Annotated in this window: 30 protein-coding genes; 17 read left to right on the top strand and 13 right to left on the bottom strand. The window is 60.8% G+C overall.

Going from position 1 to position 26,273, the window contains the following annotated elements; all coding sequences use genetic code 11:
* Window positions 1–138 precede the first annotated feature (138 nt).
* The 4 genes from ABTV87_RS19000 (at window position 139) to ABTV87_RS18985 (ending at window position 3,853) form a co-directional block, all read left to right on the top strand.
* Complete coding sequence (locus tag ABTV87_RS19000) at window positions 139–888, top strand: hypothetical protein (protein WP_433898133.1); 750 nt, start codon at window positions 139–141, stop codon at window positions 886–888.
* A gap of 81 nt (window positions 889–969) precedes the next feature.
* Complete coding sequence (locus ABTV87_RS18995) at window positions 970–2,184, top strand: MFS transporter (RefSeq protein ID WP_433898132.1); 1,215 nt, start codon at window positions 970–972, stop codon at window positions 2,182–2,184.
* A 105-nt stretch (window positions 2,185–2,289) separates the two neighbouring features.
* Window positions 2,290–3,075: a sulfite exporter TauE/SafE family protein gene (locus ABTV87_RS18990; protein ID WP_011335062.1), complete on the top strand. Its 786-nt coding sequence runs from the start codon at window positions 2,290–2,292 to the stop codon at window positions 3,073–3,075.
* Window positions 3,076–3,286: 211 nt separating this feature from the next.
* Window positions 3,287–3,853, top strand: a complete 567-nt coding sequence (locus ABTV87_RS18985; RefSeq protein WP_127798857.1) for a DUF4174 domain-containing protein — start codon at window positions 3,287–3,289, stop codon at window positions 3,851–3,853.
* A 74-nt stretch (window positions 3,854–3,927) separates the two neighbouring features.
* Here ABTV87_RS18985 and ampC read toward each other — a convergent pair whose 3' ends face one another.
* Window positions 3,928–5,094: a class C beta-lactamase gene (gene ampC / locus ABTV87_RS18980; protein ID WP_433898131.1), complete on the bottom strand. Its 1,167-nt coding sequence runs from the start codon at window positions 5,092–5,094 to the stop codon at window positions 3,928–3,930.
* Between the two features lie 160 nt (window positions 5,095–5,254).
* Here ampC and ABTV87_RS18975 point away from each other — a divergent pair, with 160 nt between their 5' ends.
* Window positions 5,255–6,127 (top strand): LysR family transcriptional regulator, encoded by an 873-nt coding sequence (locus ABTV87_RS18975; RefSeq protein WP_433898130.1) that lies wholly within the window; start codon window positions 5,255–5,257, stop codon window positions 6,125–6,127.
* Between the two features lie 121 nt (window positions 6,128–6,248).
* Here the strand turns inward: ABTV87_RS18975 and gudD are convergent, their stop codons facing one another.
* Complete coding sequence (gene gudD, locus ABTV87_RS18970) at window positions 6,249–7,592, bottom strand: glucarate dehydratase (RefSeq protein ID WP_433898129.1); 1,344 nt, start codon at window positions 7,590–7,592, stop codon at window positions 6,249–6,251.
* A gap of 14 nt (window positions 7,593–7,606) precedes the next feature.
* On the bottom strand, window positions 7,607–8,953 hold the full coding sequence (locus tag ABTV87_RS18965; RefSeq protein WP_433898128.1) for an MFS transporter: 1,347 nt from the start codon (window positions 8,951–8,953) through the stop codon (window positions 7,607–7,609).
* Window positions 8,954–9,317: 364 nt separating this feature from the next.
* Between ABTV87_RS18965 and ABTV87_RS18960 the strand changes: the two genes are divergently transcribed.
* Complete coding sequence (locus tag ABTV87_RS18960) at window positions 9,318–10,034, top strand: FadR/GntR family transcriptional regulator (RefSeq protein WP_096822357.1); 717 nt, start codon at window positions 9,318–9,320, stop codon at window positions 10,032–10,034.
* Between the two features lie 12 nt (window positions 10,035–10,046).
* On the opposite strand, the gene ABTV87_RS18955 is transcribed toward ABTV87_RS18960, so the two are convergent.
* Entirely contained in the window at window positions 10,047–10,940 is an 894-nt protein-coding gene (locus ABTV87_RS18955; protein WP_433898127.1) for a DMT family transporter, read from the bottom strand.
* Window positions 10,941–11,042: 102 nt separating this feature from the next.
* Between ABTV87_RS18955 and ABTV87_RS18950 the strand changes: the two genes are divergently transcribed.
* The gene (locus ABTV87_RS18950) at window positions 11,043–11,906 is read left to right on the top strand and encodes a LysR family transcriptional regulator (RefSeq protein WP_433898126.1); all 864 of its coding nucleotides are present in this window, start codon (window positions 11,043–11,045) and stop codon (window positions 11,904–11,906) included.
* A 6-nt stretch (window positions 11,907–11,912) separates the two neighbouring features.
* On the opposite strand, the gene yegQ is transcribed toward ABTV87_RS18950, so the two are convergent.
* Window positions 11,913–13,241, bottom strand: a complete 1,329-nt coding sequence (gene yegQ / locus ABTV87_RS18945; protein WP_433898125.1) for a tRNA 5-hydroxyuridine modification protein YegQ — start codon at window positions 13,239–13,241, stop codon at window positions 11,913–11,915.
* A gap of 156 nt (window positions 13,242–13,397) precedes the next feature.
* Between yegQ and ABTV87_RS18940 the strand changes: the two genes are divergently transcribed.
* Window positions 13,398–14,459: an AI-2E family transporter gene (locus ABTV87_RS18940; RefSeq protein ID WP_433898124.1), complete on the top strand. Its 1,062-nt coding sequence runs from the start codon at window positions 13,398–13,400 to the stop codon at window positions 14,457–14,459.
* Here ABTV87_RS18940 and ABTV87_RS18935 read toward each other — a convergent pair.
* The 3 genes from ABTV87_RS18935 to ABTV87_RS18925 all read right to left on the bottom strand — a co-directional run bounded on the left by ABTV87_RS18935 (window position 14,456) and on the right by ABTV87_RS18925 (window position 15,544).
* The gene (locus ABTV87_RS18935) at window positions 14,456–14,638 is read right to left on the bottom strand and encodes a hypothetical protein (protein WP_064380832.1); all 183 of its coding nucleotides are present in this window, start codon (window positions 14,636–14,638) and stop codon (window positions 14,456–14,458) included. The two genes, ABTV87_RS18940 and ABTV87_RS18935, sit on opposite strands and share 4 nt — an antisense overlap.
* A gap of 102 nt (window positions 14,639–14,740) precedes the next feature.
* Window positions 14,741–14,935: a hypothetical protein gene (locus ABTV87_RS18930; RefSeq protein WP_007951579.1), complete on the bottom strand. Its 195-nt coding sequence runs from the start codon at window positions 14,933–14,935 to the stop codon at window positions 14,741–14,743.
* 258 nt (window positions 14,936–15,193) lie between these two features.
* A complete protein-coding gene (locus ABTV87_RS18925; RefSeq protein ID WP_007951578.1) occupies window positions 15,194–15,544 on the bottom strand; it encodes a hypothetical protein in 351 nt (116 codons plus the stop codon).
* Window positions 15,545–15,798: 254 nt separating this feature from the next.
* Between ABTV87_RS18925 and ABTV87_RS18920 the strand changes: the two genes are divergently transcribed.
* Both ABTV87_RS18920 and ABTV87_RS18915 read left to right on the top strand, forming a co-directional pair.
* The gene (locus ABTV87_RS18920) at window positions 15,799–16,617 is read left to right on the top strand and encodes a shikimate 5-dehydrogenase (RefSeq protein WP_433898123.1); all 819 of its coding nucleotides are present in this window, start codon (window positions 15,799–15,801) and stop codon (window positions 16,615–16,617) included.
* Between the two features lie 185 nt (window positions 16,618–16,802).
* Complete coding sequence (locus ABTV87_RS18915; RefSeq protein WP_433898122.1) at window positions 16,803–17,321, top strand: cupin domain-containing protein; 519 nt, start codon at window positions 16,803–16,805, stop codon at window positions 17,319–17,321.
* Window positions 17,322–17,337: 16 nt separating this feature from the next.
* On the opposite strand, the gene ABTV87_RS18910 is transcribed toward ABTV87_RS18915, so the two are convergent.
* Window positions 17,338–17,988, bottom strand: coding sequence for a YceH family protein (locus tag ABTV87_RS18910; protein ID WP_007951573.1), 651 nt, complete (start codon window positions 17,986–17,988; stop codon window positions 17,338–17,340).
* A gap of 126 nt (window positions 17,989–18,114) precedes the next feature.
* On the opposite strand from ABTV87_RS18910, the gene ABTV87_RS18905 reads away from it, so the two are divergent.
* Window positions 18,115–18,624, top strand: a complete 510-nt coding sequence (locus ABTV87_RS18905; protein ID WP_433898121.1) for a DUF1993 domain-containing protein — start codon at window positions 18,115–18,117, stop codon at window positions 18,622–18,624.
* Window positions 18,625–18,689: 65 nt separating this feature from the next.
* Here ABTV87_RS18905 and sstT read toward each other — a convergent pair whose 3' ends face one another.
* Complete coding sequence (gene sstT, locus ABTV87_RS18900) at window positions 18,690–19,922, bottom strand: serine/threonine transporter SstT (protein ID WP_085608318.1); 1,233 nt, start codon at window positions 19,920–19,922, stop codon at window positions 18,690–18,692.
* Window positions 19,923–20,259: 337 nt separating this feature from the next.
* On the opposite strand from sstT, the gene ABTV87_RS18895 reads away from it, so the two are divergent.
* Window positions 20,260–21,420 (top strand): MFS transporter, encoded by a 1,161-nt coding sequence (locus ABTV87_RS18895; RefSeq protein WP_007951570.1) that lies wholly within the window; start codon window positions 20,260–20,262, stop codon window positions 21,418–21,420.
* On the opposite strand, the gene nhaR is transcribed toward ABTV87_RS18895, so the two are convergent.
* Complete coding sequence (gene nhaR, locus ABTV87_RS18890) at window positions 21,417–22,316, bottom strand: transcriptional activator NhaR (RefSeq protein ID WP_007951569.1); 900 nt, start codon at window positions 22,314–22,316, stop codon at window positions 21,417–21,419. The two genes, ABTV87_RS18895 and nhaR, sit on opposite strands and share 4 nt — an antisense overlap.
* Before the next feature lie 146 nt (window positions 22,317–22,462).
* Here nhaR and ABTV87_RS18885 point away from each other — a divergent pair, with 146 nt between their 5' ends.
* Window positions 22,463–22,702 carry a hypothetical protein gene (locus ABTV87_RS18885; protein WP_085608319.1) on the top strand — a complete coding sequence of 80 codons (240 nt, stop codon included), beginning with the start codon at window positions 22,463–22,465 and terminating at the stop codon, window positions 22,700–22,702.
* 29 nt (window positions 22,703–22,731) lie between these two features.
* The gene (locus tag ABTV87_RS18880) at window positions 22,732–23,481 is read left to right on the top strand and encodes a TerC family protein (protein WP_085608320.1); all 750 of its coding nucleotides are present in this window, start codon (window positions 22,732–22,734) and stop codon (window positions 23,479–23,481) included.
* 74 nt (window positions 23,482–23,555) lie between these two features.
* On the opposite strand, the gene ABTV87_RS18875 is transcribed toward ABTV87_RS18880, so the two are convergent.
* A complete protein-coding gene (locus ABTV87_RS18875) occupies window positions 23,556–23,723 on the bottom strand; it encodes a hypothetical protein (RefSeq protein ID WP_433898120.1) in 168 nt (55 codons plus the stop codon).
* 231 nt (window positions 23,724–23,954) lie between these two features.
* Between ABTV87_RS18875 and ABTV87_RS18870 the strand changes: the two genes are divergently transcribed.
* The 3 genes from ABTV87_RS18870 to ABTV87_RS18860 all read left to right on the top strand — a co-directional run bounded on the left by ABTV87_RS18870 (window position 23,955) and on the right by ABTV87_RS18860 (window position 25,146).
* Complete coding sequence (locus ABTV87_RS18870) at window positions 23,955–24,626, top strand: peptidase C39 family protein (RefSeq protein WP_039767624.1); 672 nt, start codon at window positions 23,955–23,957, stop codon at window positions 24,624–24,626.
* A 94-nt stretch (window positions 24,627–24,720) separates the two neighbouring features.
* A complete protein-coding gene (locus tag ABTV87_RS18865) occupies window positions 24,721–24,927 on the top strand; it encodes a DUF6021 family protein (RefSeq protein ID WP_064380821.1) in 207 nt (68 codons plus the stop codon).
* 12 nt (window positions 24,928–24,939) lie between these two features.
* Window positions 24,940–25,146, top strand: a complete 207-nt coding sequence (locus ABTV87_RS18860; protein WP_085608322.1) for a hypothetical protein — start codon at window positions 24,940–24,942, stop codon at window positions 25,144–25,146.
* 52 nt (window positions 25,147–25,198) lie between these two features.
* Here the strand turns inward: ABTV87_RS18860 and pbpG are convergent, their stop codons facing one another.
* Entirely contained in the window at window positions 25,199–26,137 is a 939-nt protein-coding gene (gene pbpG, locus ABTV87_RS18855; protein WP_007951562.1) for a D-alanyl-D-alanine endopeptidase, read from the bottom strand.
* Window positions 26,138–26,273 lie beyond the last annotated feature (136 nt).

The following is a 26,273-nucleotide window of genomic DNA, read 5'->3' as shown; positions in this document are numbered from 1 at the left end:
CGGACTTAATGCCTTGAGCAGTTAGCGCCGAAGGTCGGGAATCCGCGCCGACACTGCACTTTTGCGAAATCCCCGGCTCTATCCATGGCCAGGGTGCGGTGACTTCCGCCGCACAGGAACGTGTCCGTCAAAGAATTCATGCCGAGAGTTTTGCACCCCATCGCTGCATTCATTTATCGCCCGTGCCTGCTGCTGGCCTTTTTGTCGACGCTGTTGCTCGGCGGTTGCAGCCATCAGGACGGCAACAATTTCATCACCCAGATGCGCGAGGGCAGGCCTCAGGAATTTCTCCAGACCAGCGTCGATCGCATGGCCACGCTGGCGATGCGCGACAACCTCGACAGCCTCTATCTGCTGATGGGCAAGCTGTATTTGCGCAACCCTGAGGAGCTGCGCAAATCCGGGTTCCTCGACGTCAAGACCGCGGTCAAACAAGTGCGGCTGGCCATCGAGCAGCAACAACCGCTGCCGACCCTCGGCGGCAAAAAAGACCTGGCCGCGCTGAGCTATGCCATGAGCCCGGAATTCCTCGGCGACCGGGTCGGCGCGTTCATCTATGCCATCGGCAGCATGCTGGTCACCGCCCACGGCAACCGCACCGAGTTCTACATGACCGATGCGATCAACCCGACCTTCGTCAACAACGCCGCGCGCAACATCGAGAAAGCCACGTGGATCCTCGCCCAACGGCAGAACAAGGAAGGCCAGCCGCTGCTGTTTTCCAACGAGATTTCCGAGGAGGGCAGCAACCTGAGCTTTGCCACGGAGTTCGGCAAAGTCGTGGCGCGTCTGGATTTGCTGACCCAGATGCTCGACGAGCGCTACCGGCGCATCGGCCTGAATTACGCCCAGAGCCTGCTGTTTTTGAATTTTTTGCCAGTGCAGTGAGCCAAGTCGGGTAGAGTGGCGGACGACTGTGTTTGTATACAATCTGTCGTCCGATTTGACTCAAAGGGAGCTGCACCTGTCATGACCGACCCCGCAAGCGCCGAATTCACCCGCCTGGAACGTGCCACCCGCACCGACAAACTGCCTTACGCCGCGTTGCTGGCGTTTGCCATGACCGGCTTCATCGCCATCCTCACTGAAACCCTGCCGGCGGGCTTATTGCCGCAGATCGGCGCCGGCCTCAACGTCAGTGAAGTGCTGGCCGGGCAACTGGTGACGCTGTATGCGCTGGGCTCGATTGTCGCGGCGATTCCGCTGACGGTCGCCACCCGTGGTTGGGGGCGCAAGCGGGTGCTGCTGATGACGGTCGGCGGGTTTCTGCTGTTCAACACCATCACCACGTTTTCCAGCCATTACGGCTTGACCCTGGTCTCGCGGTTTCTGGCCGGGATGGCGGCGGGGCTGTCGTGGGGGATCATGGCCGGCTACGCGCGCGGGATCGTACCGGTGCATCAGCAGGGTCGGGCGCTGGCGATTGCCATGCTCGGCACCCCGGTGGCGTTGTCGCTGGGCACGCCGGCCGGCACCTGGTTGGGCAATGTGATCGGCTGGCGCGCCTCGTTCGGGATCATGTCGGCACTGGCGCTGGTGCTGGCGGCGTGGATCGTTATCGCCGTGCCGGATCGTCCGGGCCAGGCCCGCGCCGAGCGTTTGCCACTGATGCAGTCGCTGCGCTTACCCGGTGTGCGTCCGGTGCTGTTTGTGGTGCTGACCTGGATGCTTGGGCACAACATTCTCTACACCTACATCGCCCCGTTCCTGACGCAGGCCGGTCTTGGCGAGCGGGTCGATCTGGTGCTGCTGGTCTTCGGTCTGTGCTCGCTGCTGGGGATCTGGATCATCGGTCTGCTGGTGGATCGTTGGTTGCGCGGGCTGGCGCTGATCAGCCTCGCGGTGTTTGCCGTGACCGCGCTGGTGCTGGCACTGGTCGCGCCGTCGCCCTGGCTGATTTATGCGTGCATGGCGGTGTGGGGCCTGTCGTTCGGTGGCTCGGCGACGTTGCTGCTGACGGCTGCAGCGGACTCCGCCGGAGAACATGTGGATGTGGTGCAAGCGATGCTCACCACTTCATGGAACGTGGCGATTGCCGGCGGCGGATTGTTCGGCGGTTTGCTGCTGGACCGGGCGGGGGCGATGTCGTTTCCGTGGGCGTTGCTGATCCTGTCGCTGATCGCGCTGGCGACGGTCTGGCTCAACAGTACTCACAGTTTCAAACCAGGCCGACGACAGCACTGATACTGATGAAATGGCATAACGATAGATCCTATCGATATAGGGCGTTATAAGAAAACTGGTTATCCTGCGGGCCGGATTTTTCCTGTGGTTTGTCTGGACGTCTTAATGGAATTGGCAAATTTCGGCCTGGTGATTGCCGGGCTGGTCGTGGGGTTTATCGTCGGCATGACCGGTGTCGGCGGCGGTTCGTTGATGACGCCGATCCTGCTGTGGTTCGGTATCAATCCGGCCACGGCGGTGGGCACGGATCTGCTGTACGCGGCCATCACCAAATCCAGTGGCGTGCTGGTCCACAGGAAGAACAAGAACATCGACTGGGCCATCACCGGCTGGCTGACCCTGGGCAGTGTCCCGGCGGTGGCGATGACCTTGTGGTTCCTCAGCACCCTGCACACTGCGCCGGATGCGATGAACGCAATCATCAAGCAGGCGCTGGGCTTTGTGTTGTTCGCCACGGCGCTGGCGATTCTGTTCAAGAAGCGTCTGCTGGAATTCGCCCACAAACGTGCTGGCGGCAACTACAACCCGAGCGGCGCGCGCCTGAATGTCATGACCGTGATCACCGGTCTGATCCTCGGCACCATGGTTGCCCTGACCTCCATCGGCGCCGGCGCCCTCGGCACCGTCGCGCTGTTCATCCTTTATCCGCTGCTGCCGACCCGCCGCCTGGTCGGCACCGAAATCGCCCACGCCGTTCCGCTGACCCTGGTCGCCGGCCTCGGCCACGCGAGCATGGGCAACATGGACTGGGGCGTGCTGGGCTTTCTGTTGGTCGGCTCGCTGCCGGGCATCTGGCTCGGCAGCCACCTGACCGGCCGCGTCTCCGATGAACTGCTGCGCCCGTGCCTGGCGACGATGCTGGTGTTGATCGGTTACAAGCTGGCGTTTTGATCGGCGAGCATCCATGGCCCTGAAGGCTCAAGCGTCTGGCTGACGCGGTCATAAAAGGTAAACAAATGGGCGACAGGATCGCGCCCGTCCGGTTGCGCAAAATCGGTGCTGACCTAAGCTTTGGGCAAGGCGAAACACTTTTGCCGGGCCCCCCCGGAACAATCGCCGCGATGCGCAATCATTAGAGCGTGGATATCAAAAGGAGATGCGCATGCTCATCAGGTCACTGACCCTGACACTCTTGCTGGCGATTGCCGGCCCCCTGTTCGCCGCCGACGGCGATTCCCCTCTGGACGTCGACAAGGGCATCAACCGCCCGGTGATCGTGATCGCTTCCAGTACGGTCGATTCTTATTGGGTCAGCCTGAAAAAAGCGCTGGACGACCCGGCCAACAAACAAGGCATCGCCGACCGCAAGATCAAGGTCTACACCATCCTGAGCATGAGCGGTCAGGTCGATGGCAAAAGCCTCGAGCAGCAGCAAACCATGGCGCTGCTGCGTTCGCTGAAGCTGGGCGCCGGGGCGTATCCGAAAGTCTTTCTGGTGGGCAAGGATGGAGAGACCAAACTGTCGGCTTCGGGGGATGAAGCGGCGGCGGTCGATTTGAAGAAGATCTTCGACACGATTGATGCGCTGCCTGCCGCCGAGAAAGAAACTACTTCCACCGTGGTGACTGCCCCTGCCGCTGCAGAACCGGCGCCGGCCAAGGGCGCAAAAGGAACCAAGCCGGCGAAACCGACCAAACCGGCCAAGCCGCCGGAAATGCCGGATGATTGATGTTCTGATTCAGGGGTGATCAGAAAAGAAAAAACGGGCGACCTGAGAAGGTCGCCCGTTTTTTTATGGCGTGATTACCGGGTCAACTCACCCAGAATCCTGTGCGCAATCTTCACCCGCTCTCCATTCGGGTAATTGCGGTTCGCCAGAATCACGATCCCGACTTTCTTCGATGGCACGAACGCGACATACGCGCCGTAGCCAGCGGTGGAGCCGGTCTTGTTCAGCAGCACGTTCGCCGGTTCCGGCTGTGGCGGATTCAGCCATTTGACCTTGTGCGGTTCCATGGCCATCGGCGTCGAGTTGCCGTCCAGCAGGCGGTCGAGGCTGATCGGGTAGGTGTAGCGTTCCCAGCCCAGGCCTTGGGCCATGTCGCCGACGGTGTAGTAACCGGTGTGGGTGAGGGCGATGGCTTTTTGCAGCGGTGCTTCGAGTCTGGCGGTGTCGAGGTTGGCCTGGACGTATTGCAGCAGGTCGGCGGCGCTGGTTTTCACGCCGTAGGCTTCGGAATCGAGGGCGCCGGGGCTGACGCGAACGGGTTTGTTGTTCTTGTCGTAGCCCTGGGCGTAGAGCTTTTCTTCAGACGCGGGCACCGACAGGAAGGTGTGCTTGAGTCCTAGTTTCGGCAGCAGGGTTTCGGTCATGACCTGATTGAACGGCTGACTGAGGCTTTTTGCTGCCAGGTAGCCGAACAGGCCGATGCTCGGGTTGGAATACAGGCGATGGCTGCCGGCCGGAAAGGTCGGTTTCCACTGTTGGTAATAGCCGAGCATCTTGTCGGAAGAATCTGCGGCGTCCGGGAATTGCAGCGGCAGGCCGCCGGCGCTGTAGGTGCCGAGTTGCAGCAGGCTGATGTGGTCGAAGGCGCTGCCTTTCAGTTCGGGCCAGTGCTGGCTGGCCTTGTCGGAGAATTCCAGTTTGCCGCTGGCCTGGGCGTAGGCGGCGAGGGTTGCGGTGAAGGTTTTGCTCACCGAGCCGATTTCGAACAGGGTGTTTTCACTCACCGCTTGCCCGGTACTTTTGTCGGCGACACCGTAGTTAAAGTAATGTGCCTTGCCATCGACGGTCACGGCCACGGCCAGACCGGCGATATCCTGTTGCTGGATGACCGGGGTCACAGTGGCTTTGACCAGCGCCTGCAACTGATCGTCGGTTTGCGGGGCGGCCAGGCAGGTGGCGGCGCTGAAGAAAAGTCCGAAAGCGCTGTAGGACTTGAATTTGTTCAGGTTGATCGAAGACATGCTTGAACCACTCTCCATGAGTGTTGATGGTGTTATCCCGCTACACTGCGAGCGTTTTCCGTCGGGCCGGCTGATCGGCGCCGCCAAATCTAGGCAGTCCGGGGTCTTTCGACAAACGATGAAATCTCGGACGAGCCATTAGAAAAATTTGGGACTTGGCATGATTCGACCTCAATTGCCCTTGAATGCATTACGCGCCTTCGAAGCTTCTGCGCGCCATCTGAGCTTCACCCGTGCGGCCGTGGAGTTGTGCGTGACCCAAGCGGCCGTCAGCCATCAGGTAAAAAGCCTGGAGGCGCAACTCGGCGTGATCCTGTTCAAACGCCTGCCCCGTGGCCTGATGCTGACCGGCGAGGGCGAAACCCTGCTGCCGGTGCTGACCACGTCGTTCGATCATATCGCGCAGATGCTCGAGCGTCTGGCGGGCGGGCAGTATCGGGAAATGCTCACGGTTGGCGCGGTGGGCACTTTCGCCGTGGGTTGGTTGTTGCCGAGGCTGGCGGACTTTCAGGCGAAACATCCGCTCATAGATTTGCGGCTGTCGACCAACAACAATCGGGTGGACGTCGCCGCCGAAGGGCTGGATTACGCGATCCGGTTTGGCGCCGGGGCGTGGCACGGTATCGAGGCGACCCGTTTGCTGGAGGCGCCGTTGTCGGTGCTCTGCGTGCCGGAAATCGCCCGGCAACTGCATGCGCCGGGGGATCTTTTGCAGCAGCGTTTGCTGCGTTCCTATCGCACTGATGAGTGGCCGGAGTGGTTTCACGCGGCGGGGCTGGCGACCCATGCCGCGCCGCCCCAGAGCATCGTGTTCGACTCGTCGCTGGCGATGATGGAGGCGGCGTTGCAGGGCGGCGGGGTGGCACTGGCGCCGCCGTTGATGTTTGCCCGGCAACTGGCGGCGGACCTGGTCCGTCAACCCTTTGCCATCGAAATCACCACCGGCAGCTATTGGCTGACGCGCTTGCAGTCACGGCCGGAGACGTCGGCAATGGCGGCGTTCAGGAACTGGTTGCTGGAAATGTCCGGCTAGTGAAAATTCTTGTGGGAGCGAGCTTGCTCGCGATGACGGCCTCAAATTCGAAACATCTATCGGCTGAGACTCCGCCATCGCGAGCAAGCTCGCTCCCACAGGGAATTGCGTTGAATCCGGGTCAGCGCACCAGGCAGGGACGCTTGTTATCGAACGTCCAGCCCGGAATCAGAAACTGCATCGCCACGCTGTCATCCCGCGCGCCGAGTCCCATGCCTTTATAGAGTTCGTGGGCCTTGGCCACCTGATCCATGTCCAGCTCGACGCCCAGCCCCGGTTTCTTCGGCACCTGCACGCAGCCGTCGACGATTTGCAGCGGCGCCTTGGTCAGGCGCTGGCCGTCCTGCCAGATCCAGTGGGTGTCGATCGCGGTGATGTCGCCCGGCGCGGCGGCCGCGACGTGGGTGAACATCGCCAGGGAAATGTCGAAGTGGTTGTTGGAGTGCGAGCCCCAGGTCAGGCCCCATTCGTGGCACATCTGCGCCACGCGCACCGAACCCTGCATGGTCCAGAAATGCGGATCGGCCAACGGAATGTCCACCGACTGCAGCTGAATCGCGTGGCCCATTTCGCGCCAGTCGGTGGCGATCATGTTCGTGGCGGTTTTCAGCCCGGTGGCGCGGCGGAATTCGGCCATCACTTCACGGCCCGAGTAACCGTTTTCCGCACCGCACGGGTCTTCGGCGTAAGCCAGCACATTATGCTGGTCGCGGCACAGACGGATCGCTTCTTTCAATGACCACGCGCCGTTCGGATCGAGGGTAATGCGGGCGTCGGGGAAGCGCTCGGCCAGGGCGGTCACCGCTTCGATTTCGGCATCGCCGCTGAGTACGCCGCCCTTGAGCTTGAAGTCCTTGAAGCCATAGCGTGCGTGGGCAGCCTCGGCCAGACGCACCACGGCATCGGCAGTCATGGCTTTCTCGTGACGCACGCGGAACCAGTCGTTGTCGGCATCCGGTTCGCTGCGGTAGGCGAGGTCGGTTTCCCGGCGATCGCCCACGTAGAACAGGTAGCCAAGCATCTTCACTTCATCACGTTGCTGACCTTCGCCGAGCAATGCCGCCACCGGCACGTCGAGGTGCTGGCCGAGCAGGTCGAGCAGGGCGGCTTCGAGCCCGGTGACGGCGTGAATGGTGATGCGCAGATCGAACGTCTGGAGGCCACGGCCGCCGGCATCGCGGTCAGCGAAGGTCTGGCGCACCTGGTTGAGGATCTTCTGATACGTGCCGATCGGGCTGCCGACCACCAGGCTGCGAGCGTCTTCCAGCGTCTGGCGGATGCGTTCGCCGCCGGGCACTTCACCGACGCCGGTGTGGCCGGCGTTGTCTTTGAGAATGACGATGTTGCGGGTGAAAAACGGCCCGTGGGCGCCACTCAAATTGAGCAGCATACCGTCGTGGCCAGCCACCGGAATGACTTGCATCTCGGTGATGATCGGGGCTTTGGCGATGTCGTGTGCGGTCATTTGGGATTGTCCTTTCAAGCGTGTTTCGGCGCGGCATCGGCCACGGCGACGTCAGGTGCGGATTTGGGTGTCATGCGGGCGGCGAACACGATGATCGCGGCGATGATCGAGGTCGCGGCCAGACCATAGAGGCCGCCCTGGATCGAACCGGTGTGTTGTTCCAGCAAGCCGAAAGTGGTCGGGGCGACGAAGCCGCCGAGGTTGCCCACCGAGTTGATCAGCGCGATGACGGCAGCGGCGATCCGTGCATCGAGGTAGGCCTGCGGAATCGGCCAGAACAGTGACGAAGCGGATTTGAAACCCAGCGCAGCAAAGCAGATCGCGACAAAGGCAAAAATCGGCCCGCCGGTGGTGGACATGAACATCCCCGCAGCGGCGATCAGCAACGCAGTGGCGACCCACGCTTGCTGGTGTTTCCACTTCGCCGAGAACGAGGCGAACGCGTACATGCCGATGATCGACAGCAACCATGGAATCGAGTTGAACAGGCCGACCTGGAAGTCGCTCATCTCGCCCATCTTCTTGATGATGCTCGGCAGCCAGAACGTCGCGGCGTAGATGGTCAATTGAATGAAGAAGTAGATCAGGCAGAACAGGATGATCTGGCGATCCTTGAGCAGTTTGCCCAGCGACGGCCGGATCGGGGTCGCAGCTTCGCGGGCCTTCTGCTCATTGTCGATGGCTTTGACCAGTGCATCCTGCTCGGCGCGTGTCAGCCATTTCGCATCGTGGGGTTTGGCGTCGAGCCAGAACCAGACGAATACGCACAGTCCAACCGAGAACATCCCTTCAATGAAATACATCCACTGCCAGCCGTGCATACCCAGACCTTCGATCTGCAACAGCAGGCCGGACAGCGGTCCGGAAATCAGCGAGGCCACGGCCGAACCGCTGAGGAAGATCGCAATCGCCTTGCCGCGCTCGGCCCCCGGCAACCAGCGCGTGAAGTAGTAGATCACCCCGGGAAAGAACCCGGCCTCGGCCACGCCGAGCAGAAATCGCAGGATGTAGAAGTGGGTTTCGTTCTGGATGAACGCCATGCCGGCGGCCACCAGACCCCAGGTGAACATGATGCGGGTCAGCCAGATTCGCGCGCCGACTTTTTGCAGCAACATGTTGGAGGGGACTTCGAACAGCGCGTAACCGATGAAGAACAGCCCGGCACCGAAACCGTAGGCCGCGGCACCGATGCCGAGGTCGTGTTCCATGTGGGTGCGGACGAAGCCGATGTTCACCCGGTCAATGTAATTGACGATGAACATGATGACGAACAGCGGCAGGACGTGGCGTTTGACTTTGGCAATGGCGGAGGACAGCACGGAATCGGTGCCCTCGTTCATCCCGGCAATGGATGATTTCACTTGGTTTTCTCCCACTCGTTATTTTTATGCGGGGTGTGTCTGATGTTGCGTTGTTGCTAGACATCATACAACTAGATTTTTTTGTCCTACAAGCGGGAGTGCTCAATCAAATTTGTCTACGTGAGGCGGTTTTTATGCTTTTTAAGATTTTAAGTGCCGTGTTTGTTGGCTTTGGTAAGGGTTGTATTAGATAAGGCAGAGCATTCTATGCCAGTGATCGTGGGGCGACTGCTCGGCGCAGTGGAAGATTTTCTAGCTAAAATCGAGTGTTGTCATACAAGTTAAGCTCTGGAATTCATAGGAGCTCATACAAGTCATCGCCTCCAGTGCTACGATCGGCTTGCCCCGATCACCGGAACCGACCATGCAAGAAGACCTCGACGCTCCCGCCCGTAAACGCGCGCACAACCTGGCCCATGACTTGGTGGAAAAACTCACCCAGAGCATCCTGCTCGGCCAGATGTTGCCCGGTGACAAGTTGCCCTCGGAAAACTCGATCGTTCAGGAGCACGGCGTCAGCCGAACCGTGGTGCGCGAGGCGATTTCCAAGTTGCAGGCGTCAGGGCTGGTGGAGACGCGGCACGGCATCGGCACGTTCGTGATCGAGCGCGCACCGGAGCAGGGGCTGCGACTGAATGTCGACACCGCGCTGGGGGTGCGCAGCATTCTCGAATTGCGCATGGGGCTGGAGACGCAAGCGGCGGCGTTGGCGGCGCAGCGCCGCACCGAACAGCAGCTGGTGCAGATGCGTCAGGCGCTGGACGACTATCAGCGTCTATTGGCCAACAACGACAGTTGCGTCGAGGCCGACCGGCGCTTTCATCTGCTGATTGCCGAAGCCACCGGCAATGTCTGCTTCACCGAAATCATGCAGCACTTGGGCAGCGCGATGATTCCGCGCACCCGGGTCAACGCGGCCGAGCGCGGCGCGGTGGATTTGAGCAAGCTCGGGCAACTGGCGAATCTTGAGCATGAGGCGATCCTCAACGCGATCAAGCGCCAGGACCCGGACGCCGCGCGTGCAGCGATGTGGCTGCACCTGACCAACAGTCGCGACCGGTTTTCGGCGGGCGGCGCATAACGGTGTCGCAACTCAAGTCTCAATGGCCCGCACCGCCGCGGGCCGCTCCAGATTCAACGCCAGCACACTGATCAACACCACCGCCGAACCCGCCAGCACCAACAGCGTCGGTCGTTCGCCCAATCCCACGGAAGCAATGCCCATTGCGGTCGGCGGAATCAGGTACAGCGTCATCGTCGCCCGGCTCAGGTCCACATGCTTGAGCACGAATGCCCACGCCAGATAGGCGAGGGCGCTGGGAAACACGCCCAGACCCAGCACCGCCCATTGCACCCGCAGAGGCGCATTGACCACGCTGTCGGCCAGCCCCGGCAAGTAGATCAACAGCAACAACGTGCCGGACCACACCGTGTAGCAAACCAGCGTCAGCCCGTCGTAGCGCCGGGCGTGGTGTTTTTGCAGAGCGAAGTAAACGCTCCATGACACGGCGGCCAGCAGGATCAGCAAACCGTGCGCGTCGAGGCTGCCGAGGCCGCGATCGCCGCTGACCACGATCACCACGCCGACGAATCCCAGCAACACACAACCCCAGCGCCAGGCGCTGATCCGATCCTTGAACAGAAACCGCGCCAGCAACGTGCTGAACAGCGGCGTCGATTGCGCCAGCACACTCGACGCGCCGGCGCTGACGCTTTGCTGACCGATGTTCAGCACCACGTGATGCAGGCTGACGGCAAAAAAGCCCAAGGCTAACAACAGCGGCAAATCCTGCAGGCGCGGCAGATGAATGCCCTTGAAACCTGCAATCACCGCCATGAACAGCGACGCCAGCAGAAAACGCAGCAAGGCCAGATGACCGGGGTCGTAGGCTTGCAGACCGATGTGGATGCCGGTCGGCGAATAGGCCCAGCAACCGACCACGAAAGCCATGGCCAACAGGATTTTCAAAGACGAAGTGGAAGGCATGAGCGAGGCACCAAGAGGGTTGATGCGCCGAGTATCCGGGCGGCCAATCATTCGCCACAACTGACTTATACTGCGCCAACCATTCACTATGAGTGATGAGTTATGGAGCTGGCGCAAATCCGTATGTTCAAGACCGTGGCCGAGGTCGGCAGCATCGCCAAAGCCGCTGAAAAGCTGTTTTGCGTGCCGTCGAATATCACGGCGCGGATCAAATCCCTGGAAGCGGAGCTGGGGGTGGCGCTGTTTCTGCGCGAAGGGCGCGGGCTGCGGATCAGTCCTGCGGGGCAGACTTTTCTCGCCTATGCAGAAAAAATTCTGGCGCTGACAGCTGAAGCCAAACGCGCGGTCGATCCTGCCGCCGAGCCGTCCGGGCCGCTGCGCATCGGCGCCATCGAATCTTCGGCGACCGGGCGTCTGCCGCGCCTGTTGGCAAAATTTCACAAGCGCTATCCGAACGTGGCGCTGGAACTGACCACCGGCACCTGGGGGCAATTGCTCGACGATACCGTCAGCCATCGTCTCGACGGCGCCATCGTCGCGGTGGACGTCGAGCGCTCCCGGCTCAAACGCACGCCGATGTATCGCGAAGAATTGCTGCTGATCGCATCGACCTCGTTCGGGCCGGTGCGCGACCTCGACGATTTGCAGGACAAAACCGTGTTCATGTGGCCGCAAGGCTGTCCGTATCGTGCCGCGCTGGAGCACTGGTTGTTGCGTCAGGGGCTGGCACTGCCGATTGTCAGCCTGGCCAGTTACGGGGCGATTGTCGGTTGCGTGAGTGCCGGCGCCGGCGTGGCGCTGGTGCCCAAAGGCGTGTTCGAGCAATACGCCAAAGGCGCGGGATGTGCGGGTTACGAATTCCCGGAACTGACGGCCATCGACAACTTGTTCTACTGGCATGAAAACGCCGGGGTGCACCCGGCGCGTGAGGCGTTTGTGGCGATGTTGCGCGAGGAGTTTGTCTGAGCCGGATCAGGCCCCGCTCACGTCGCGCATCAACAAGCCGAAGCGCAAATCCACCGCATCGGGAATCGGCAGAAAAACCGTGTGCCCGTCCCCCGGTGCCACGTCGATGGCTTCGCCTTTAAGATTCTGCAATTCATGCAGATCAAAATGGAAGTTGCCCTTCGGCGTCATCAGTTCCAGGTGATCGCCCAGTGCAAAGCGGTTCTTCACTTTCACCTCGGCCAGACGATCCCGGCGCTCGCCGGTCAGTTCCCCCACGAACTGCTGACGCTCCGAAACCGAGCTGCCGTTCTGGTAGTTCTGGTATTCGTCGTGCACGTGCCGGCGCAGGAAACCTTCGGTGTAGCCGCGCTGGGCGAGGGATTCCAGATCGGTCATCAGGCTGCGGTCGAATTCGCGACCGGCCACTGCATCGTCGATGGCCCGGCGATAGACCTGGGTGGTGCGTGCGCAATAGAAGTGCGATTTGGTCCGGCCTTCGATCTTCAGTGAGTGCACGCCCATGCGGGTCAGGCGCTCTACGTGCTGCACCGCGCGCAGGTCCTTGGCGTTCATGATGTAGGTGCCGTGCTCGTCTTCGAAGGCCGGCATCAGCTCGCCGGGGCGGTTGGCTTCCTGTAACAGGAACACCTGATCGGTGGGGGCGCCGAGGCCAAGGGTCGGTTGCGGTTCGAAGGTCTGCACGATCTCGCCGAGCTGGTTTTCAGTGGCCTCCTGCGCCGAATATTTCCAGCGGCAGGCATTGGTGCAGGTGCCCTGATTGGCGTCGCGCTTGTTCATGTAACCCGAGAGCAGGCAGCGGCCGGAGTAGGCCATGCACAGCGCGCCGTGGACGAACACTTCCAGCTCCATGCCCGGCACTTGCTCGCGGATTTCGCCGATTTCTTCCAGCGACAATTCACGGGACAGGATGATCCGGCTCAAGCCCTGTTGCTGCCAGAACTCGACACTCGCCCAGTTCACCGTGTTGGCCTGTACCGACAGGTGGATCGGCATCTGCGGAAAGTGCCGGCGCACCAGCATGATCAGGCCGGGGTCGGACATGATCAGCGCATCCGGCGCCATCTCGATCACTGGCGCCAGATCCTTGAGGAAGGTCTTCAGCTTGGCGTTATGCGGCGCGATGTTGACCACCACGTAGAAGCGCTTGCCCTGGGCCTGTGCTTCGCGAATGCCGAGCGCCAGGTTGGCGTGATCGAACTCGTTGTTGCGCACCCGCAGGCTGTAGCGCGGCTGGCCGGCATACACCGCATCGGCCCCGTAGGCGAAGGCGTAGCGCATGTTTTTCAGGGTGCCGGCGGGCGCGAGCAGTTCGGGGGGGAAGGAGGTCGTCATGGCGGCGTCGGTCGCAAAAGCGCGGCAGGGTAGAGCAGTTGCGCCGAGGGTTTATTGATCTGGATCTATGCTCCATGAAGAAACAGGGCACTCGCGCTGACGCTGACTGACTAAACGGGACGGGCGCGGGTGGCGCCTGACTGACCTGGACCGGACATGAACCAAAAGAGTCTGCAATTCAAATCCCTCACCGTGCTGCTGTTTCTGGTGACGGTCGCCTTTATCTGGATCCTGCTGCCGTTCTACGGCGCGGTGTTCTGGGCGGTGATTCTCGGCATCCTGTTTGCGCCGATGCAACGTCAGTTGCAACTGAAATTCGGCTGGCAACGCAACCTGACATCACTGTGTACGTTGAGTGTCTGCCTGGTGATCGCGATCCTGCCGGTGATCGTCATCAGTGTGCTGCTGGTGCAGGAGGGGGCGACGCTTTACGACAACATCGAAAGCGGCAAGCTCGATATCGGCGCGTATCTGGCGCAGTTCAAACACAGCCTGCCGCCGTACTTTCAGCACTTGCTCGATCGCTTCGGCTTGGGTGAGCTCAATGCCTTGCGCGAGAAGATTGTCAAAGCCTCGATGCAGGGCAGTCAGGTGCTGGCGAGTCAGGCCTTCAGTTTCGGCCAGGGCACGTTCGATTTCGTGGTGAGTTTTTTCATCATGCTGTACTTGCTGTTTTTCTTCCTGCGCGATGGCGCCGAACTGGCGCGCAAGGTGCGCACGGCGATACCGCTGGAGGAGCATCACAAGCGTCGTTTACAGCTGAAATTCAACCGCGTGGTGCGCGCGACGGTGAAGGGTAATTTGCTGGTGGCGATTACGCAGGGCGCGCTGGGCGGGGCGATTTTCTGGTTTCTCGACATTCCCAGCGCGTTGCTCTGGGCCGTGTTGATGGCGTTTCTGTCGTTGCTGCCGGCGGTGGGGGCGGGGATTGTCTGGGTGCCGGTCGCGGCTTACTTCCTGCTCAGCGGGATGATCTGGCAGGGCGTGGTACTGGGTTTGTTCGGGGTGTTCGTGATCGGTCTGGTGGATAACCTGCTGCGCCCGATCCTGGTGGGCAAGGACACCCGGATGCCGGACTACATGATCCTGATCTCCACCCTGGGCGGGCTGGCGGTGTTCGGTTTGAACGGCTTTGTGATCGGGCCGCTGATTGCGGCGCTGTTCATGTCGAGCTGGGCGCTGTTCATCGAAAGCAAACCGAAAGTGCAGCTGCCTTAAGCCTTGAACGGGCCGTTGAGCAATTGTTGCGACAGTGCCTGGGCGGCGGGCAAGGACGTGAGCGGGCCGCTGACCGGCTCGCCGTCGCGCACTAGATACCAGCAGGCGAGCAGCCCCAGCTCTCTGAGCGATGCGGGAACGGCGCTACCGATAACGGACATGATTTGAACCTGAGCCATGAGAAGTACCTCCACCAATCTATGGAGCTACCTTAGGGAGTTGGCCGTTTCAGGGACAATCAACGCTTTCGATAGTGGTCATTGACGCCAGTGAGGGCTGGCTCAATCCACCACTTGATCGAGCATGTGCACGATCTCGTGTTCATTGAGAAACCCCTTGCGCACCAGGTTTTCCGCCAGCAGCGAGAGAAACTTCGCCGTGCGGTGGCCTTCCAGGTGCTTGAGTTCGGTCAGGGCGTTGTAGACCTTGCTCGAGGTGCATAAACCGACGATGCGGTGCGGATTCTGTGTAGGCATTCAAGTCGTCCTTGTTGTTATCAACCTGTTGTATGCGGACGGATTCAGAGTGCGGTTCCGTCATGACAAATAGATGACCGTTTGTGTTTTGCCCCCGACGGTCGAGTCCATCATGCCGACTTTAACGGTTCAAACTGTCCCCACAGCGACCTTGGCGAGATTTTTTCAGACCTTGGCCGACGGACGGTTGGCTTTTCCGCGGGCAATAATCTGCGCGCAATAAAAAGCCCCGCTATCAAGCGGGGCTCTGTTGGCCGGTTACCAGCGCGGACCACCGTAATAGTGTGGCCGGCCGTAATAACCGCGCGGCGGGCCGTAATAGACCGGAGCCGGTTGGACGTAGACCGGTTGCTGCACATAAACCGGGGCCGGCTGGTAGTAGACCGGTGGCGGCGGTTGCTGCACGTAGACCGGTGCCGGTTGAGCGTAAACAGGCTGTTGGACGTACACCGGCCGATCCTGGTTGATGAGCGCCGAGCCGATGATGGCCGAGCCGACGATCGCACCAAATACCGCCGGGCCCTGCCAGCCACCGCCGTGGGCTTCTGCCTGACCCGTGATCGCGAATGCACCAATCAACAAGGCCACGATGGGGAGTTTACGAATCATGATAATTCCTCGGTTCTTCGACCCGGCGTCCGAACCTGCAGCAGGCCCGGAATGGCGCGGGGATACTTCTAAGACAGCAACATTTTGAAAAACAGCACGGCCGCCAGGTAAATTTTGTGTAAGGTCTGTACCGGTTTGTTTACCGTATTTCAGGCATCGGCTGTGATGCCCGGAACAGACCGCCTTATGATCGTTCAGAACCCGATGGCCTGGCTAATCCCGTCCATCCGAAAGTGCATTCGAAGGAGCCTCCCATGCAGATGAACCCCAACAAAGACACCCAATTGTGCATGTCCCTGTCTGGGCGTCCCGGGAATTTCGGTCTGCGTTTTCATAACCATTTGTATGAACAACTGGGCCTGAATTTCTACTACAAGGCGTTCAGCAGTCAGGATTTGCCCGGTGCGGTCGGCGGGATCCGCGCGCTGGGGATTCGCGGTTGCGGCGTATCGATGCCGTTCAAGGAAGCCAGTATTGCGCTGGTCGATGAACTGGATGCTTCGGCGGCGGCGATCCAGTCGATCAACACCATCGTCAACACCAACGGCCATCTCAAGGCCTACAACACCGATTACATCGCCATCGCCCAGTTGCTGGAAACCCACGCGGTGCCGAAGGACGCGACTTTCGCCCTGCGCGGCAGCGGCGGCATGGCCAAGGCGGTGGCCAGTGCCTTGCGCGATGGCGGTTACAAAAACGGTTTGATCGTGGCCCGCAATGAGCGCGCCGGGCGTGCGCTGGCCGACTCTCTGAGTTATCGCTGGCAGGCGGAACTGGGCGACGAGCGTCCGCAGATGCTGATCAACGTGACCCCGGTCGGGATGGACGGCGGCCCGGAAGCAGGGCAGCTTTCTTTTGACGTGGATGTGATCCAGTCTGCCGACACCGTGTTCGATGTGGTGGCGATCCCCTCGGAAACCCCGCTGATCGTGCGCGGTCGTGCCGAAGGCAAAAAAGTGATCACCGGGCTGGAAGTGATCGCGATCCAGGCGCTTGAGCAGTTCGTGCTGTACACCGGCGTGCGGCCGACGGTCGAGCAGTTCGATGCGGCGGTGGCGTTTGCCCGCAGTTAAGTCCTTCGTTTCTGTGTTGGTTTGGCGGGCCTCATCGCTAGCAGGCTAGCTCCCACAGTGGAGATGCATACCTCCCGTGGGAGCTAGCCTGCTAGCGATTGCCGCGACGCGGTTTCTTGCCTTGCTTTGCCTATACTGCCGGATCAGCAAGCACAGACTTGCCCATCACAAAAGCCGAGGTTTGCATGCATCCGCCCATTCTCAACCTGAATGACGTCGAACTCGAACCGCTTCCCGAATCATTGGCCCCCGAGGGCGAAACCGCCGGGCGTTACCAGCAACGCTTCGCCCGGGTCGGCCAGCAATTGGGCGCGCAAAAGCTCGGATATCGGCTGTATGCGCTGCCGCCGGGCATGCGCGGCAGTCCGTTTCACAGCCATCGGGTCAATGAGGAAATGTTTTACGTGGTGGCCGGGGAAGGGGAAGTGCGCCTCGGTGCCGAACGTTTCCCGATCCGCGTCGGCGACGTGATCGCCTGCCCGCCGGGCGGCCCGGAAGCGGCGCATCAGATCATCAACACCAGTGCTGCGGAACTGCGCTATCTGGCGGTCAGCACCCAGCAGCAACCGGAAATCTGCGAGTACCCGGATTCGAACAAATACGCGGTGATGGACAACTTCAACGTCGATGCCGACGGTAATGCCTCGGGATTCGTCGCGGTGGCGCGGCAGGCAGACGGCGTGGATTACTGGGACGGCGAATAACGCCGCCCCGGTGCGTTTATTCTTCGAGGCGGGCCAGACGCTCTTCCAGCGCTGCAATCCGCGCTTCCAGCTCTTCGATGCGCTCCACTGACACGCCGCTGGCAGCGCCGCGATCACTCGGATTCTGTCGTGCCGCGATAATCGCCTCGATGTCCGCCGGATCGCCCAGCGCGTGGGTGTAGCGATCTTCGCGCTGACCGGCCTGACGCGGAATCAACACCGCCAGCTCCCGGGCGATCAGGCGTTCCAGCTGATGCACCACTTGTTCGGCGTCTTCGAATTCATGCATGCGGCCGCTGCGGGTCAGCAGTTCGTTGACGGTCTGCGGGCCGCGCAGGAACATCAGCCCGGTCAGGATCAATTGCGCCGGCACCAGCTCCAGCGCCTTGTCGACCTTGTGCTCCCAGCGGTCGGCGCGGCTGCCCATCACCAGTTTGGCGAAACCGCGGCTTTCGAGGGCGCGCAGGCTCTGGCCGACCTGGCCCTGGGTCAGGTTCATCACCGGTTCCCGGCTGGTTTTCTGGTTGCAGGCCAGCACCAGCGCGTTGAGGGTCAACGGGTAGGTTTCCGGGCTGGTGGCCTGTTTCTCGATCAACGAGCCCAGAATGCGGATTTCCGTGGCGTTGAGCCGTGGTTCGTCGGAGCTGGTTTCAAATTCTGTGGTCATCGCGCGTTCCCTCTGCAGTCGAAGGCGCCTAGCCTAATCCTTGCTGGATAAAAGACAAGCCGCGCCGCCATGCGAGCATGGCTATAATCGCCCCCACGATTCACCCAGCCACCACGTGAGACTGCCATGACCATTTCCCTGTACGCCGCATCCGTCCCGGTTTTCCAACAAATGCTCAACGCCGTGAGCGATGTGCTGAAAAAGGCTGAAGCCCACGCCACCGAGAAAAACATCGACCCGAACGCCTTCCTGCAAGCGCGTCTGTACCCGGACATGTTCCCGCTGGTGCGTCAGGTGCAGATCGCCGTGGACTTCGCCAAAGGCGTGTCCTCGCGTCTGGCCGAAATCGAAATCCCGAAATATGACGACACCGAAACCACCTTCGCCGAGCTGCAGGCGCTGATCACCAAGGTTCTGGCCTTAATCGGCGAGATCAAGCCAGAGCAGATCAATGGCAAGGAAGGCATCGAGATCGTGACTCGTCCGGGCACCCCGAAAGAGAAGCGCTTCAGTGGCCAGGCTTACCTGCTGAGCTACGGCCTGCCGCAGTTCTTCTTCCACGTCACCACCACCTACGCATTGCTGCGTCACAACGGTGTGGAAGTGGGCAAGCGTGATTACATGGGCGCGTTCTAAAACGTTCTGCAACAAAAAGCCCGCCAAGGTTTACGCCTTGGCGGGCTTTTTGTTGCGCCGGGTTTTTACGCCGGACGCTGAGCTTTCTGTTCTTCGCCCAGGCATGCGGCGGCGGTGAACAGCACGTCGGTGGAGGAATTCAGCGCCGTCTCGGCCGAATCCTGCAGCACGCCGATGATGAAACCGACCGCCACCACCTGCATGGCGATTTCGCTCGGGATGCCGAACAGGCTGCACGCCAGCGGGATCAGCAGCAGCGAGCCACCGGCCACGCCCGACGCACCGCAGGCGCAGATCGCCGCGACGACGCTGAGCAGGATCGCGGTCGGGATGTCCACGGCGATGCCCAGGGTGTGCACGGCCGCGAGGGTCAGCACGGTGATGGTGATCGACGCACCGGCCATGTTGATGGTGGCGCCGAGCGGAATCGATACCGAGTAGGTGTCTTCATGCAGGCCCAGGCGCTTGCTCAGTTCCAGGTTGACCGGAATGTTCGCCGCCGAGCTGCGGGTGAAGAACGCGGTGATGCCGCTTTCACGCAGGCACTGAAGCGTCAGCGGGTACGGGTTGCGACGCAGCTTCCAGAACACGATCAACGGGTTCATCACCAGCGCTACGAACAGCATGCAGCCCAGCAGTACCGCCAGCAGGTGCGCATAACCGACCAGTGCACCGAAACCGGAGGTGGCCAGAGTCGAGGCCACCAGACCGAAAATCCCCAACGGTGCGAAGCGAATCACCACGCGCACGATCAGGGTCACGCCGTTGGACAGGTCGCTGACCACTTCGCGGGTGGTGTCGCCGGCGTGGCGGATGGCCACGCCCATGCCGATGGCCCAGGCCAGAATGCCGATGAAGTTGGCGTTCATCAGTGCGCTCACCGGGTTGTCGACCACGCTCAGCAACAGGCTTTGCAGCACTTCACTGATGCCGCCCGGCGCGCTTACCGCGATGTTGTCGGTGGACAGCACCAGATGCGACGGGAACATCATGCTGGCGATCACCGCGACCACGGCAGCGGCGAAGGTGCCCAGCAGATACAGGAACAGGATCGGCCGGATATGGGTTTCCTGGCCGTGCTTGTGGTTGGCGATCGACGCCATGACCAGCACAAACACCAGGATCGGCGCCACGGCTTTCAACGCCGAGACGAACACCTTGCCGATGAAGGCCGTGCCTTTGGCCGCTTCCGGCGCGAACAGCGCGAGGGCGATGCCGGCAATCAGGCCGATCAGGATCTGGGTGACCAGGCTGAGGCTTTTAAGACGTTGCAATAGAGAAGGGGATGAAGCGGTCATAACGGCATCTCTGGTTTTTTATAGGGTGCAAGGTTGCGTGATCCGGGCGATGAATCGGGGGCAGGCCACAGACACGAACCGAAAGGACTGACGCGACAACCACGCCGTTAAACGGGTGGCTGAACAGGGTGTACGTTTTGCAGGGCGCGGACTTTATCACAGCGTCGTCCGGATCCTTCAGACCTGTGACGATCTGCCACCGGATCCATCCACAACTTAGACAGGTTTGTGCAAGTCACTCGGGAAACACTCTGTTAAGATTGCGCATCCTTATTTTCAAGTTCTGCCGGCGGGCCCTCGGGTCAGCGCTGGTGTCGTCGTTTTGCTGGAGTTCCTCATGCTGTTGCCCATCCTTCTGTTGTCTGCCGCCGGATTCACGGTGCTGACCACGGAGTTCGTCATCGTCGGCCTGTTGCCGGCGATTGCCCGCGACCTGGCCGTCACCATCCCGCAGGCCGGGCTGCTGGTGACTCTGTTCGCGTTCACCGTGGCGATGTTCGGTCCATTCTTGACCGCCTATTTCGCCCGCTTCGAGCGCCGCAAACTGTTCATCACCATCCTGATCATGTTCGGTCTGGCCAATACCGTGGCGGCATTGGCGCCGAACATCTGGGTCATGGCGATTGCCCGGCTGATCCCGGCGCTGGGGCTTCCGGTGTTCTGGGCGCTGGCCAGCGAAACGGCGGTGGACATCGTCGGCCCGGACTTCGCCGGTCGCGCGATCGCCAAGATCGGCTTCGGCATCGTCTGCGCCACCGTGTTCGGCATTCCGGTCGGCACGCTGATTTCCGATGCGTTCGGCTGGCGCAGTGCGTTCGCCATTCTGGCGGTGATCGCGTTTGCCAAGGCGTTGCTGCTGTTTGTCTATCTGCCGAAAACCAGCCTGCACCAGCATCAGGTCAGCTTCGCTTCGCAGTTCAAGATCCTGCGCAGCCCGCTGATGCTCGGCCATGTGCTGCTGTCGATCCTGGTGTTTAGCGGCATGTTCACCGCTTATACCTATCTGGCGGACATCCTCGAACGTCTGGCCGGCTTCAATGGCACCGTGGTCGGCTGGTGCCTGATGGGCTTTGGCGCGGTCGGTCTGATTGGCAACTCGCTGGGCGGTCGCGCGGTGGATCGTCATCCGCTGATGGCGTCGGTGATGTTCTGTGCGTTCATGATCCCGGGGATGGTGGCGCTGGTGCCGAACATCAATTCGTCGTTGGGTCTGGCGGCGGCGATGGGTATCTGGGGCGTGACTCAGGCGGCGCTGTTTCTGGTCAGTCACGTGCGCTTGATGAAAGCCGCACCTGAGGCGCCGGCCTTTGCCGCGTCGCTGAACATTGCCGGGGCCAACCTCGGGATTGGTCTGGGCGCGATCATTGGCGGTCGGGTAATCGACAGCGCCGGCCTGGGCTTTGTGGGCTTTGCCGCTGCCGGGTTCATTCTGCTGTCGATTTTCCTCGCCATGGTGCTGATGGTGCTCAAGCCGCGCGACGTCTGCGCGCCGGCTTAAAACGCTGTAAACAGCTCGCGTCGGGCACCTTCGGTAATCGCTTTGATGCCGGGGTGCTTGACCTTGCGCTCCACCGAGATCGCGTAAAACGACTCGCTCACCGCATCGGTCTGGCCGATCAACTCGACGCCGTACTGGCGTTTCACCTCATCGGCAATCACGCTCGGGCCGATGAAAATCCCGCTGCCGGACTGGCCGAACGCCTGCATCAAGGCGCTGTCATCGAACTCCCCGACAATCCTCGGCTGAATCTGCTGCTCGGCGAACCAGCGCTGCAAGCGGCTGCGCACCACGGTTTCCGCGCCGGGGATCAACAGCGGCGCACCGTGCAGGCTGCGCGGGAAATCCTGACCGTATTGCGCTGCCAGCTCGGCGGTGGCGAAAAAACTGATCCCGCATTCCCCAAGCTTCTGGCTGTAGCCCTTGATGTCCAGGTGCGAGGGCATCGGGCTGTCGGAGATCACCAGGTCCAGGCGCTGGATCGCCAGGTCCGCCAGCAGGCGCTCGAGTTTGTCTTCGCGGCAGGTGATGCGCAGTGGCTCGCTCAATTCCATGGTCGGCGCGATCAGGCGATAGACGATGGATTTGGGCACCACGTCCGCCACGCCGACCCGGAACAGGATCTGCTGTTCATTGGGCTGGGCGCGCAGCATCAACTCCAGTTCACCGCCGAGCTGGAACATCTGCTCGGCGTAGGGCAGGGCCTGGCGCCCGGCCTCGGTGAGCTCAAGTTGCCGGCCGACCCTTTGAAACAGTTCGATGCCGTAAGTCTGTTCGAGCAGAGAAATCTGTCCGCTGATGGTCTGTGGCGTCAGATTCAGTTGCTCGCAGGCGCGCACGATGCTGCCGGTCTTGGCCACCACCCAGAAGTAGTGCAGTTGTCGGTAATTGAGCATGGGGTTCGGTCCGTCAAATACAGTTCGTATAAATCGAAGTATAGCCGCTAAAAATACGAATTTTCCTGAAGTGTCTGTCTCCCTAGAATGCCCAGCCATCGACGGCCGGTCTTTACGGCGCTGTCTGTTCTATCGAGGGAAGCATCATGAAACTAAAAACTACGGGGCTGTTGATCGCGTCTTTACTGGTACTGGCCGGTTGCGACCAGGCCGAAAAGAGCGCCCAGCAACTGATGGGGCAGGCGGCCGAAGCGGCCAAGCAAGCCATCGACGACACGCATAAAGCCGCCGAAGAGGCGCTCAGCGATGCCACCGGCAATCTGATCAGCAAGAAAGAACCGAAAGACGACGAAGAAAAATCCGAATCGTCCTCCCAGGAAATCTAAACCGTCTTACACAGAGTCAGGACTGACCCATGGAATATCTGTTAGAACTCGCCGCCAGCCCGACCGCCTGGATTGCCTTGGCCACGTTGGTGGTGATGGAGATCGTGCTTGGCATCGATAACCTGATCTTTATCTCGATCCTGACCAACAAACTGCCCGAGCAGTACCGGCAGAAGGCCCGTCGTCTGGGGATCGGCATGGCGCTGATCATGCGTCTGGCCCTGTTGAGCACCATCGCGTTCATCGTTCAGCTGACCGCGCCGGTCATCGAGATTCTCGGCCACGCGTTCTCCTGGAAAGACATGATCCTGATCGCCGGCGGCCTGTTCCTGTTGTGGAAAGCCACCACGGAAATCCATCACAGCATGGATCCGGCACCGGAAGATCCGAAGACTGCGACGTCTAAGGTGACCTTGGGCTTCGCCGCCGCCATCGGGCAGATCCTGATGCTGGACATGGTGTTCTCGATCGACAGCATCATTACTGCTGTCGGCATGACCGAACACTTGCCGATCATGGTGATCGCGGTTGTGGTCTCGGTGCTGGTGATGCTGTTTGCAGCTGATCCGCTGGCCAAGTTCATTAACGACAATCCGACGGTGGTGATGCTGGCTCTGGGCTTCCTGATCATGATCGGCATGACGCTGATCGCCGAAGGCTTCGGTGCCCACGTACCGAAAGGTTATGTGTATGCCGCCATGGCGTTCTCGGCTTCGATTGAAGTGCTGAACATGATGTCGCGCCGCGCCAAGCAGAAGAAACTGACTGCCGAAGCGTAATCGCCGGAAAACCAAAGGCCGCCTGAACTCGCGAGAGTCCAGGCGGCCTTTTTGTTTGTGTCGGTTACGGAAAGTCAGTGCGCGGTGGCGTGACGGGCGTCGTGTTTCTCGATCTTCCTGATCGGTGCAGGTTGTACCGGGTGGTGATGGCGGCGGGAAATCCGCAACACGCCCCACAGCATGGCGGCGGCAACGGCCAGCCAGCCGGCAATCAGCATTACGATGGTCATGGTCAGGCTCATCTGTGCCTCCTCTTTGCCCTGCGTCGGGCGCTCTTTCTTTGGCTCTTGTCTGAGTGACAGTCTAGTCGCTGGTGTGTTTCAGGCTATTGACCAAAGGTCGGTGGTGACCAATCAGTTCGCTCTATGCAACCGATGCATCTGCCGCTTTGGGCTATACCGCAGCGTGGCGCCGTCCTATGATCCTCGACCAAGCCGGAACACGATGACCGGTAACTGATCAAGAGAGTGACGATGGTGCAGCTATTTTCCCGGATTCGCGCGGCGCTGCTGGTGGCCGGTTGCGTAACAGCATTGGTGGGGTGTGCGGGCAGTGTGGCGCCGGAGGTCAAGCGCCTGCCGGAGCGGGTCGAGCTCAGCGGCACCTTCTATCGCGGTGAGGCCTATCAAAGCGGGCCGCAAGTGCTGGCCAGTCTGCTGTCGCAGCAGGGCATCGTGATTACCCCGGGGTTGCTGGAAAAGCCGCTGCATTTGCCGGGCGCCGAGGACAAGTTGCAACAGAATCTGCAGAGCCTTGCGCGTGAGTATGGGATGGTCGTGTATCCGCTGGACAGCAACCTGCCGGCGTTGCTGACCCAAGTGGCGGCCGGGTATCCGGTGATGGTGCGTTTCAGCGAAGGTTCGGCATTCTGGGCGGAGCCGCGTTACGCGATCCTCTCCGGCTATGATCGTCTGAAGCAGAAAGTGCTGCTGCGCGCCGGGATGAATCGCCGTGAATTGATGAGCTTCAGCTCGTTCGAGTCGGCTCTCGAAAAGTCCGGCGGCTGGGCAGTGTTGATCCAGAAACCGACGCAGATTCCCGCAGCGGTCGATCAACAGCGCTGGCTCAAGGCTGCCGACGCACTGGCTCAAGCCGGACAGGAACGGGAAGCGGCGCAGGCGAGGAAGGCGCTGGCGGCGCACTGAGCTTCCGTTCGTCGCTTGTCGGGCACCCTGGCGGGGGATGCGCTTCTGAACTGTAGCGTCCCGTGTTTTACGGGCGAGGTATCAGGAGACGAACATGGCAATCCCCAATTCACCCAGCGGGCCACATTCTTCCGAGCATGGCAGTGGCGACGACCTGGGTTTCGATCCGGACTCGCCTGACCTGGACGATCCGCAAGTCGATCCCATCGGCCCGGCGAAGGCGCCGAAGGATGTGCAGCCGGGCGATGATCCCAAACGTCCGGCCAAGCCTTACGATCCCTTGGCTGATCTCAAGCCTTGAAGCGAGGTGCGTATGAGTACCGATTCGAGTTTCGACGACCACAAGCCTGACAGTGTGCCCACCACGCCTGAGCCGGAAGTTGATCCGGTGCTGGACCCGGAGAGCCCCATGCGCGATCCGCTGGCGCGTCCGGCGGTGATAACGCCGGAGCATTCGCGCGACCCGAGCGCCGGTGACGGCATTCCCGATGACGACAAGATGCCGTTGCCCAACGACTGAGTGCATAAATGAAAAAGCCCCGACGATTCGGGGCTTTTTCATGAGTGACGGATTATTTGGAGGCTTCGATCACGCCGCTCTGGCGACTCTTGAGGTTCTTGTCGGCCTTGTATTGCTGAGCCACGGCCGGGACGTTGGCGCTCTTGCCGGTTTCCACCCAGCTGCGGATGCGGCTGGCATCGGCGAAGTGAGTGTATTTGCCGAACGCGTCGAGAATCACCAGGGCGACCGGGCGGTTGGCCATGCGGGTCACCAGCACCAGGCAGTGGCCGGCCGGGTTGGTGAAGCCGGTCTTGGTGATGCGGATATCCCAGTCGGCCTTGTTGACCAGGTGATCGGTGTTACGAAAGCCCAGGGTGTAATTGGGTTTGCGGAACGAGACGGTCTTTTCCTTGGTGGTGGTCAGCTCGATGAGCAGCGGCTGTTTGTGCGCAGCCACCAGCAACTTGCTCAGGTCGCGGGCGGTGGAAACGTTGCGCTCGGACAGGCCGGTGGGTTCCACAAAGTGGGTGCTGGTCATGCCCAGTGCCTTGGCCTTGGCGTTCATTGCCGCGATAAACGCAGCGTAACCGCCCGGGTAGTGGTGAGCCAGGCTGGCGGCGGCGCGGTTTTCCGAGGACATCAGGGCAATCAGCAGCATCTCTCGGCGGGGCAGTTCGCTTCGCAGTTTGACGCGGGAAAACACGCCTTTCATTTCGGGTGTGCGGCTGATGTCGACGTCAATCCATTCGTCCATGTTCTGGTGCGCTTCGACCACTACCAAACCGGTCATCAACTTGCTCACGGAAGCGATGGGCACCACCACGTCCGGGTTGCTGGAATAAATGACTTTGTTGGTCTGCAGATCCATCAGCAGGGCACTGCCGGAGGCAATCTTCAATTGCGAAGCGTCTCGAGGGGCAGCGGTAGTTTCGGCGGCGTTGACCGTTGGCGTGAGGAGCGTGCCTGAAAATGCAAAAACCAGGCTCAGGATGGACAGACGAATATTCACGCGGGCGAACTCATGAAGGTTGGAAATGCCGTTCTTTGTAACGGCCTGTGTCGTAAAAACGACGCATTGTAGGAGTATGGTTGAAGAACTGTCGATGGTTGTCCGCAAGGCATGAAAAAGTCGTGAAAAGCCCTGT

It is taken from the genome of Pseudomonas sp. PSE1(2024) (assembly GCF_050990555.1).
GTDB lineage: Bacteria > Pseudomonadota > Gammaproteobacteria > Pseudomonadales > Pseudomonadaceae > Aquipseudomonas > Aquipseudomonas aphyarum.
This window is presented reverse-complemented; position numbering and strand designations above follow the sequence as displayed.